This is a genomic window from Amycolatopsis kentuckyensis (assembly GCF_002155975.1).
Lineage (GTDB): Bacteria > Actinomycetota > Actinomycetes > Mycobacteriales > Pseudonocardiaceae > Amycolatopsis > Amycolatopsis kentuckyensis.
On record NZ_MUMI01000180.1, the window covers coordinates 1 to 9,180 of the forward strand.

The following is a 9,180-nucleotide window of genomic DNA, read 5'->3' on the forward strand; positions in this document are numbered from 1 at the left end:
GCCGACGCGCAGCGCGGCGGCGAGCGACTGCCCCATGGTGAGCGGCTTCTGCCCGGCCAGCGCGGCGGCCGTGCCGCGGGCGAGGCATTCGGCGGCGACCGCGGCGCCCTTGGCGTTCACCAGGGCGAGGTTCAGCCACTTGTAGTCGGCGCTGAACACGACGAGCCCGGGCGGCGTGGCGAGGTAGGGCGGGTTGAGGTTGGCCAGCTCGGCGCCCAGCAGGTTGCCGTCGAACTGGTCCGGCTCGATCGACCGGCCGTTCGGCAGGCCGCCCGGGAGCTCCGGGTAGTAGTCGCTGTAGCCCTCCATGAAGCGGAACCGCAGCGGGCTGTTGGCCATGACGAACGCGATCATCGCCGGGCCGTTGCGCAGGAAGGCCTCCTGCCGCGCGGCCGGCACGTCCGGCCCGACGACGGCGGCGAGGTACTGCGCGGCCTTCGCGGGCGTGTCCGGCACCCCGGCGGCGAGCAGCACCTGGTTGTTCGGGATCCAGATGCCGGCCCCGGACCGGGCCGCGGACCCGCCGAAGGTCGGCGCCTTCTCGAGCACGACGACGCTGAGCCCGCGTTTGGCGGCGGTCAGCGCGGCGGTCATGCCCGCGGCCCCGGAGCCGACCACGACGACGTCGTACTCCGCCGGCGGCGCCGCGGCGGCGGGGTTCGCGAGCCCGGCGGTGACGGCGAGGCCCACTCCGGCGGCGCTGCCGCGGAGGAGCTGACGGCGGGTCAGGTCGGCATCCATGGCGACTCCTCGTTCGCTGGAACGGCGAGGGTCATGGTCTCCGCAGCGACGCTTAACTGAAACAGGTTCTACCCGAGTGGAGCAGTCCCGCCGGGTTCGGCTCGGCCGGTGGCGCCAATGTGAACGGGCATTCGGCGCAGGGTCACCCCCGCCAGGTCACCGGCACCTCTTCCGGCCCGCGCACCGACAGCGGCGGCCGCCAGGTGATCGTTTCCCACGGTACCGCCAGGTCCAGCCCGGGCAGCCGGTCCACCAGCGCCCGCAGCGCGATCTCCCCCTCCAGCCGCGCCAGCGCCGCACCGAGGCAGAAGTGGATCCCGTGCCCGAACCCCAGCTGCGGCGCGTCCTTCCGGCGGATGTCGAACTCCGTCGCGGACGGGAACGCGTTCTCGTCCCGGTGCGCGGCCCCGACGTGCGCCAGCACCGCCTCCCCGCGGCGCACCAGCACCCCGCTCAGCGCCACGTCCTCCAGCGCCACGCGCAGCAGGGACGAGTCCACCGGCCCGTCGTACCGCATGACCTCCTCGACCGCGCCCGGCGTCAACGCGGGGTCGGCGCGCAACGCCGCCAGCTGCTCCGGGTGCCGGCACAGCAGGACGACCGCGCACCCGATCAGGCTCACCGTCGTCTCGTGGCCGGCGAGCAGCAGCTGCGTGGCCAGGTCGATCAGCTCCGGCTCGGTGAGCCGGTCGCCGTCCTCGTCGCGGGCGTGCACCAGGGCGCTCAGGAAGTCGTCTGCGGGGTGCGCCCGCTTCTCCGTTACCAGCGCGGCCATGTCCTCGGCGCCGTCGCGCCGGGCCTGCTCGACGTCGGCCGGGGCGTGCTGCATCGGCGTCACGATCACGCGCGACCACTGCCGGAACCGCTCGCGGCCGGCGAACGGGACACCCAGCAGCTCGCACATGACCAGCGTCGGCAACGGGAAGGCGAACCGCTCGACCAGGTTCGCCGGCGGCCCGTGCGCGACCATCGCCGCCAGGAGCCCGTCGGCGATCTCCTGGATCCGGGGCCGGAACGCGGCGATCCGGCGGACGGTGAACGCCTGCGCCGCCAGCCGCCGCAGGCGCGTGTGGTCGGGCGGGTCCATGTTCAGGATGCTGTGCTCGCCGGTCGAGAAGTCGCCCGGCTCGATCAGGCACGGCGCGCCCGGGTAGAGCAGGTTGCGGCTGAACCGCGGGTCGGAGAAGACCGTGCGGACGTCGTCGTAGCGCGTCACCAGCCAGCCCTCGTGCCCGCTGGGGAACGCGATCCGGGACACCGGCGGGTGCCCGGCGTAGATCTCCCCCAGCGGAACGGCGGGATGGTCCTTCTCGGCGGGATAGACAGCGGTCATGCCGCCGATGATGGGTACCGCTCCCCGGCTCACGGAAGGCGAGTGACCACGGGGAACCCGTCCGGACGCCGGAAACCGCCCGGACGGCCTCACCCGGGCGGCGTCCTTTGTGGACACGGAGACAAGTTGACGACACCCTCAACTTGGGGCTAAGTTGAGAGCATACTCAACTTTAGGAGGTTCCCTTGCCGAAAGTGCTCGCCGTCCTGGGCGTCGGTCCCGGGCTCGGCCTGTCGATCGCCCACCGGTTCGGCCGCGAAGGCTTCACGACGGCGCTGGTTTCCCGCACCGGCACGCGCCACGCGGGCTACCGCGCGGCACTGTCCGGGATCGACGCCCGCACCTACACGGCCGACGTCACCGACGAAGACCGGCTCCGCGACGTGCTCGTCCGCATCACGGCCGACGCCGGCGAGATCGACACGGTGTACTTCGGGCCCGCCGACGCCGCGGCGGGTCCGGGCATCACCCCGCTCACCGAGGCCGGCGCCGGCACGCTGCGCGCGTCGTTCGATTCCGTCGTGCTCCCGGCGGCGAAACTCGTCGAAGCCGTGTTGCCGGGCATGCTGAAGCGCGGCACGGGTTCGCTGCTGTTCGCCGGCGGCCTGAGCGGCAAGTACCCGATGCCGATGCTCGGCAGCCTCGCCCCGGCGTCGGCGGCGCTGCGGATGTACGTGCTCACGCTGCACGCGGCCCTGCGGGAAACGGGCGTCCACGCCGGGATTCTCACCATCGGCGGCCTCATCGAGCGCGGCGACATCCACCGCGTGTTCACCTCGCAGGACCACGGCTTCAGCGTGGGCACGCTCGATCCGGACGACATCGCCGAACGGGCGTGGCAGCTCTGCACCGAGCGGGAAGCCGAAGCGGAGTTCACCGCGATGACGGCGGCCTAGGCGAGGTAGGCGAGTTCCGGGTGCGCGGCGGCGTAGGCCTCGAGCAGCCGCCGGGCGACCGGCACCGAGCCGACCAGCGGGTGCAGTGCGAACGCCCGCAGCGCCGCCGCGCGCGAACCCGTCGTCGCCGCTTCGATCGCGGCCCGTTCGACGGCCTTGACCGTCGTCACCAGACCCAGTGCGTGGTCCGCGAGTGGCGCGGTGGCGAGCGGGCGGGCGCCGCCGTCGTCGACCGCGCACGGGACCTCGACGACCGCGTCGCCCGGCACGCCCGGGAGCGCGGAACCGTTGCGGACGTTGAGGATCAGCGTCGTGCGTTCGCCGTGTGCGAGGGCGCGCATCAGGGCCAGCGCGACCTTCTCGTAGCCACCACCGTCGAGGTCGTCCCGCTCCCCTTCGCGCGTCTCGGCCATGTACGTCGCTTCGCGCTCCAGGCGCGTGCGTTCCCACGACGCCAGTGACGGTTCCGCGTAGAATCTCCGTTGCTGCTCAAGGAGGAACGCCCCGCGCGACGCCGACCCGGTGGCCTCGCGGGCGAAATAGTAGTAGTGCAGGTATTCGTTGGGGATCGCGCCGAGGGTGCGCAGCCAGTCCGCGCCGAAGAGCTTGCCCTCCTCGAACGACTCGCACGCGGCCCGGTCGGCGAGCAGCCGCGGCAGGACGTCCTCGCCGCCGACGCGCACCGAGCGAAGCCAGCCGAGGTGGTTCAGCCCGGCGTAGTCGAACTTCGCCGCCGCCGGGTCGATCCCGAGAGCCCGGGCGACGCGGCGGCACAGCCCGACCGGCGAGTCGCAGATGCCGATCACCCGGCCGCCGAGGTGCGCGGCCATCGCTTCGGTGACCATCCCGGCGGGATTGGTGAAGTTGATGACCCACGCGCGCGGCGCCCGCTCGCCGATCAGCCGCGCGAGGGCGACCGCGACCGGGACCGTCCGGAGGCCGTAGGCGATCCCGCCCGCACCGACGGTTTCCTGACCCAGCACGCCTTCCGCGTGCGCGATCCGCTCGTCGGCCCGCCGGCCGCGCAGGCCGCCGACCCGGATGGCCGAGAACACGAAGTCCACATCGGACACCGCGGCGGCGAGGTCGGTGGTGGTCCGCACCCGTGGCGGGTTCGCGGCTCCGGCGGCCTGTTCGGCCAGGACGCGTTCGATCGCCGCCAGCCGCCCGGCGTCGACGTCGTGCAGGACGAGCTCGGTGACCTCGCCCGCGTCCAGCAGCGCCCCGTGCACCAGCGGCACGCGGAACCCGCCGCCGCCGAGGATCACCAGCCTCATCGGGGCGCACTTCGCCTGATCGAGTGATCGCCGTGCCGCATTCGCCGACCCTAGCAGCCGGGAGCGCGCAATCCGTGGCCGAAACGGCCCACCCCTTGCGAATCATGCGCCGCTGACGCAGGCTCGGGCGAGTGTTGCGTGACCGACGTGGAGGCGCCCGTGCCGGCTGAGCCCGCACCCGAAATCGATGTCTTCCTGTCCGGCCTGCTGTTCTTCGACCTGGTCTTCACCGGGCTCGAACACCCGCCGGCCCCGGGCACGGAGGTGTGGACGGGCGGCATGGGCTCGGGACCGGGCGGGATCGCGAACTTCGCCGTCGCGCTGAGCCGGCTCGGCCTGCGGACGTCGCTGGCGGCGGCGTTCGGCACCGACGTCTACGGGCGCTACTGCTGGGACGTGCTGACCCGCCAGGAGCACATCGACCTGTCGCGGTCACGGCGGTTCCCGGAGTGGCACTCGCCGGTGACGGTCTCGCTCGCCTACGCGGGCGACCGCGCGATGGTCACCCACGGCCACCCACCGCCCGTCCCGGTCGCCGAACTCGCCGGTTCGCCGCCGCCGAGCCGCGCCACGGTGGCGCACATCGGCCTCGACACGGCCGAGTGGGTGCACAGCGCGCACCAGTCGGGCAGCCTCGTGTTCGCCGACGTCGGCTGGGACCCGTCCGAGGCCTGGTCACCGGCGCTGCTGGAGCAGCTGGCGTGCTGCCACGCGTTCCTGCCGAACGAGATCGAAGCGATGCGCTACACCCGCACGGACACGCCCGAGGCGGCGCTGGCCCGGCTGGCGGAGCTGGTCCCGATCGCGGTGATCACCCGCGGCGGCGAGGGCGTGCTGGCGGTGGACGGGACGACCGGCGAGACGGCGGCGGTCCCGGCGCTGCCGGTCGACGTCCTCGACGCCACGGGCGCGGGCGACGTGTTCGGCGCCGGGTTCGTGGCCGCGACGCTGACCGGCTGGCCGCTGGTGGAGCGGCTGCGGTTCGCGTGCCTGACGGCGAGCCTGTCGGTCCAGCACTTCGGCGGCGCGCTGGCGGCCCCGGGCTGGCACGAGATCGCCCAGTGGCACGCGCGGACCCGCAGCCCGGACTACGCGTTCCTGGACGAGGTGCTCCCGTCGGAAACGGTGGCGGGCATCCGCCGCGGCCCGGTGACCCTCGGCTTCGGCGACGACAGCTGGCGCTGACCGGGGACCGGACCGGCCCCCGGTCGGCGTGCCCTCACCCCACCGACACCCGCAGGACCTTGTTGTGGCTGTTGTGCGGCGTGCTGTCCTTGTCGCCGTCCACGCTGGTCGCCAGCCACATCTGGCCGTCCGGCGCGGGCTCGACCGTGCGGAGCCTGCCGTACGTGCCGTTGAAGAACGTCTGGAAGTTCGTCAGCGAACTGCCGCTGATCACCGCGCGGTAGAGCCGCGCCCCGCGCTGGCAGGCCACGTACAGCGCGTCACGGATGATCGTGATGCCGCTGCACGAACCCTGCGCCACCGGGTACGTCTTCTTCGGCGCGACGAACCCGTCGCACGAACCCGACGTGCCCTCGCAGGAGGGCCAGCCGTAGTTGCCGCCCTTCACGATCAGGTTCGTCTCGTCCATGACGCTGTTGCCGAACTCCTGCTCCCACAACCGGCCCTGCGAGTCGAACGCCAGGCCCTGGACGTTCCGGTGGCCGTAGCTCCACACCGCGTTGTGGAACGGGTTGTCCGCCGGGATCGAGCCGTCCGGGTTGATCCGCAGCACCTTTCCGTTGGGGCTGCTGGTGTTCGGGGCGTTGCTGCTGTTCTGCGCGTCGCCCGTGCCCGCGAACAGGTAGCGGCCGTCCGGGCTGAACCGCAGCCGGCCGCCGTTGTGGAACTTGTTGCGCGCGATGCCGGTCAGCAGGACCTGCTCGGTGCTCGTGGCCAGCGAGTCGGCGGCCGGGTCGTACTTGATCCGCACGATCCGGTTGTCGCTCGGCGAGGTGTGCATGATGTAGAGCCAGTGGTCGGAGGCGAACGACGCCGGGTTGATCTCCAGCCCGGTCAGCCCGCCTTCGCCGTCGGTGCTCTGGACGTTCGGCACGGTGCCGATCGTCTTCTTCGCCCCGGTCTTCGGGTTCAGGTGGACGATGGCGTGCGCGTCGCGCTGGTTGTAGAGGATCGTGCCGTCCGGCAGCGTCACCAGGCCCCACACGACGTCGTCGTCGGTGCCGACCTGGGTGGCGCCGCAGACCCCCTGCGACGGCGTGCAGTTCGACCCGCCGGTGGTGGTGACGTCCAGGACCGGCGTACTCGGCTCGCTGAGGTTGCCGTTCCCGTCGACGGCCCGCACCTGCAGGTGGTAGGCCGTGTTCGGGGTCAGCCCGCCGAGCGTGGTGCTCGCCGTGTCCGACGTCCCGATCTGCGTGCTCCCGTTGTAGATCCGGTAGCCGGTGACGCCGACTTCGTCGGTCGACGCGGTCCACGCGAGGCCGATCGACGTGCTGTTCACCGCGGTGGTGTGCACGTCGGCCGGCGCGGACGGCGGCGTGTGGTCGTCCGACGGTGGCGTCTTCACCTGCAGTGTCCCGCTGGCCTGCGAGACGTTCCCGGCCGCGTCGCGCGCGTTGACGTAGAAGCCGTAGCTGCCGTTCGGGCCGAGGTTGCCGCAGGTCGCCGTCAGCGCGCCGGTCGTGGACGCGCAGAGCTGGCCGTCGCGGTAGACGTCGTAGCCCGTGACGCCGACGTCGTCGGTGGCCGCGGTCCACTCGATCGTGGCGCTGGTCGGCGTGACCCCGACGAGCGTCGGCGTGCCGGGCGGTGTCGGCGGCCGGACGTCGCCGGCCGAGCCGTAGACGCCGAATTCCTGCAGCGAGTAGCCCTTCGACGCGTCGGTGCGGCAGCGTTTCGTCCCGTACACCCGGACGTACCGGCCGGTGCCGTCGAGGGCGGTCAGGTCCTCGACACCGCCCTTGCCCGCGTCCGTCGCGTAGATCTTCGTCCAGGTGACGTGGTCGGCGGAGGTGTCGATTTCGTAGGCGGTGGCGCAGGAAGCGTCCCACTGCAGCCGGACGCGGCTGACGTGCACGGTCGCGCCGAGGTCGACGTAAATCCACTGTGGATCGACGCCGGCCGCGCTGGCCCAGCGGGTCGCGCTGGTGCCGTCGACCGCGTTCGCGGCCGGGCAGCAGCCACCCGACGACGACGCCGTGACGGGCTTTCCCTGTGACAGCAAGGGGTCCGCGGCCGCTGCCGGGGTGATCGCCGCGGCGGCGAGCGCGAGCGCGATCGCCCCCGCCCGAATCAGTCGACTCATACCGTCCTCCATGGCTGATGACGACGGCGGAGTGCGATCCGACCCTACGAGCGCGCCGGGCCGATGGTCAACTGGCGTCCCGGTCAACGGGCAGGACCCGCCCGAGGAAACCGCGGATGTACCCGGCGATCGCGTCCAGGTGCGTCTCCAGGGCGAAGTGGCCGGAATCGAGCAGGTGGATTTCGGCGTCGGGCAGGTCGCGGGCGTAGGCGCGGGCGCCGTCGGCGACGAAGATTTCGTCGTTCCCGCCCCAGACGGCGAGCAGCGGCACCCGGCTGGTCCGGAAGTACTCGTGGAACTTCGGGTACAGGCCGATGTTGTGGTGGTAGTCGGCGAGCAGCGCCTGCTGGATCGCCGCGGCGCCGGGCCGGTCCAGCAGCGCCTGGTCGTGGATCCAGACGTCCGGGCTGACCAGCGACGGGTCGGGCACGCCGTCGAGGTACTGCGCCTTGGTCGCTTCGAGGGTGACCATGCCGCGCAGGTCGTCCTCGGTCAGCGTGCCGGCGGCGAGCTTCTGCGGGAGCCCGGCGCCGAGGCCCTCGACGTAGGCGTTGCCGTTCTGGGTGATGATCGCCGTCACCCGATCGGGGTTGGCGGCCGCGATGCGCAGGCCGACCGGCGCGCCGAAGTCCTGGATGTAGAGCGCGAAGCGGCCGAGGCCGATCTGGTCGAGCAGGCCGAGGGTCAGTTCGGCGAGCGCGTCGAAGGTGTAGGTGAACTCGCTGGTGGGCGGCGCGTCGGAGGCGCCGGCGCCGAGGTAGTCCGGCGCGACGACGTGGTAGCGGTCGGCCAGGGCGGGGATGAGGTGCCGGAACATGTGCGAGCTCGTCGGGAAGCCGTGGAGCAGCACGATCGTGGGGGCGTCGGCGGGGCCGGCCTCCCGGTAGAACAGCCGGTGCCCGTTGACGGTGGCGTGGCGGTGATGCACGGCGCTCTCCTTCTCTCATGGTTATTATTTCATTTATCCATGAGACGACGTAGGCTGTCAACGGTCAGGGACACTGCGGGGACGAACTCCGGGAGGCGAACATGGTCACGGCGGCCCCCGGCGAGGACCGCTCGCCGGCGTTGGCACTGGTCAACACCGAACGCCTGGCGGCGGACGACCTCACCGCCCCCGGCGACGCCGGCTCGTGGTTGCACGAGCACGGGCTGCCGGCGGCGGTCGGCGACGAGGCTTCGCTGGGCCGTTTGACGGACTTGCGAGCGGCGGTCCGCGAGCTGCTGGCGGCACTGGCGGAGGGCCGGGCGCCGTCCCCGGCGGCGGTGTCGACGGTGAACGCGGCGGCCGGCGCGGACGCGGCGGCCTTGACGCTGGCCTGGCGGGACGGGCCGGTCCGCGAGTGGCACAGCGGCCGGCCGGGCAGCATCGAAGCGGCGCTGGCGGCCTTGGCCAGGGACGCGATCGAGCTGGTGAGCGGAGAGCTGGGGCGGTCGGTGCGGCCGTGCGAGGCCCACGGCTGCATCAGGTACTACCTCCGCGAGCACGCCCGCCGCCGCTGGTGCTCGACCACCTGCGGCGACCGGGTCCGCGCGGCCCGCCACCAGCGGCTGGTGGTCGAGCAGCGCGAAGGGCCCCGGTGAGAGCACGGCCGGCTGGAGGCCGCGCCGGGGCGGGCCAGCGTGATCGCGCGGGTGCCGGGCACCGATCCGGCGCTGCCG

Annotated in this window: 8 protein-coding genes; 3 read left to right on the forward strand and 5 right to left on the reverse strand. The window is 72.7% G+C overall.

Annotated elements, in window-relative coordinates; translation table 11 throughout:
- Window positions 1-741, reverse strand: a 741-nt coding sequence (locus CCN39_RS18220; RefSeq protein ID WP_143264067.1) for an FAD-dependent oxidoreductase, incomplete at its 3' end; no start/stop codon positions are given.
- Between the two features lie 142 nt (window positions 742-883).
- Window positions 884-2,074 (reverse strand): cytochrome P450, encoded by a 1,191-nt coding sequence (locus CCN39_RS18225; RefSeq protein ID WP_086843528.1) that lies wholly within the window; start codon window positions 2,072-2,074, stop codon window positions 884-886.
- Window positions 2,075-2,268: 194 nt separating this feature from the next.
- Between CCN39_RS18225 and CCN39_RS18230 the strand changes: the two genes are divergently transcribed.
- On the forward strand, window positions 2,269-2,970 hold the full coding sequence (locus tag CCN39_RS18230; protein WP_244210851.1) for an SDR family NAD(P)-dependent oxidoreductase: 702 nt from the start codon (window positions 2,269-2,271) through the stop codon (window positions 2,968-2,970).
- Here the strand turns inward: CCN39_RS18230 and CCN39_RS18235 are convergent.
- A complete protein-coding gene (locus CCN39_RS18235; RefSeq protein ID WP_086843532.1) occupies window positions 2,967-4,247 on the reverse strand; it encodes a 6-phospho-beta-glucosidase in 1,281 nt (426 codons plus the stop codon). The two genes, CCN39_RS18230 and CCN39_RS18235, sit on opposite strands and share 4 nt — an antisense overlap.
- A 159-nt stretch (window positions 4,248-4,406) precedes the next feature.
- Between CCN39_RS18235 and CCN39_RS18240 the strand changes: the two genes are divergently transcribed.
- Window positions 4,407-5,432 carry a carbohydrate kinase family protein gene (locus tag CCN39_RS18240; protein WP_086843540.1) on the forward strand — a complete coding sequence of 342 codons (1,026 nt, stop codon included), beginning with the start codon at window positions 4,407-4,409 and terminating at the stop codon, window positions 5,430-5,432.
- A gap of 34 nt (window positions 5,433-5,466) precedes the next feature.
- On the opposite strand, the gene CCN39_RS18245 is transcribed toward CCN39_RS18240, so the two are convergent.
- Complete coding sequence (locus tag CCN39_RS18245; protein ID WP_086843534.1) at window positions 5,467-7,518, reverse strand: PQQ-dependent sugar dehydrogenase; 2,052 nt, start codon at window positions 7,516-7,518, stop codon at window positions 5,467-5,469.
- A gap of 67 nt (window positions 7,519-7,585) precedes the next feature.
- The gene (locus tag CCN39_RS18250; protein WP_086843536.1) at window positions 7,586-8,446 is read right to left on the reverse strand and encodes an alpha/beta fold hydrolase; all 861 of its coding nucleotides are present in this window, start codon (window positions 8,444-8,446) and stop codon (window positions 7,586-7,588) included.
- Between the two features lie 101 nt (window positions 8,447-8,547).
- Between CCN39_RS18250 and CCN39_RS18255 the strand changes: the two genes are divergently transcribed.
- Window positions 8,548-9,102 (forward strand): CGNR zinc finger domain-containing protein, encoded by a 555-nt coding sequence (locus CCN39_RS18255; RefSeq protein ID WP_086843538.1) that lies wholly within the window; start codon window positions 8,548-8,550, stop codon window positions 9,100-9,102.
- Window positions 9,103-9,180: the final 78 nt, after the last annotated feature.

Excerpts from the sequence above, each read along its gene's own strand:
- CCN39_RS18225 (WP_086843528.1), bottom strand. The coding sequence starts at position 2,074 with ATGACCGCTGTCTATCCCGCCGAGAAGGACCATCCCGCCGTTCCGCTG.
- CCN39_RS18235 (WP_086843532.1), bottom strand. The coding sequence starts at position 4,247 with ATGAGGCTGGTGATCCTCGGCGGCGGCGGGTTCCGCGTGCCGCTGGTG.
- CCN39_RS18245 (WP_086843534.1), bottom strand. The coding sequence starts at position 7,518 with ATGAGTCGACTGATTCGGGCGGGGGCGATCGCGCTCGCGCTCGCCGCC.
- CCN39_RS18255 (WP_086843538.1), top strand. The coding sequence starts at position 8,548 with ATGGTCACGGCGGCCCCCGGCGAGGACCGCTCGCCGGCGTTGGCACTG.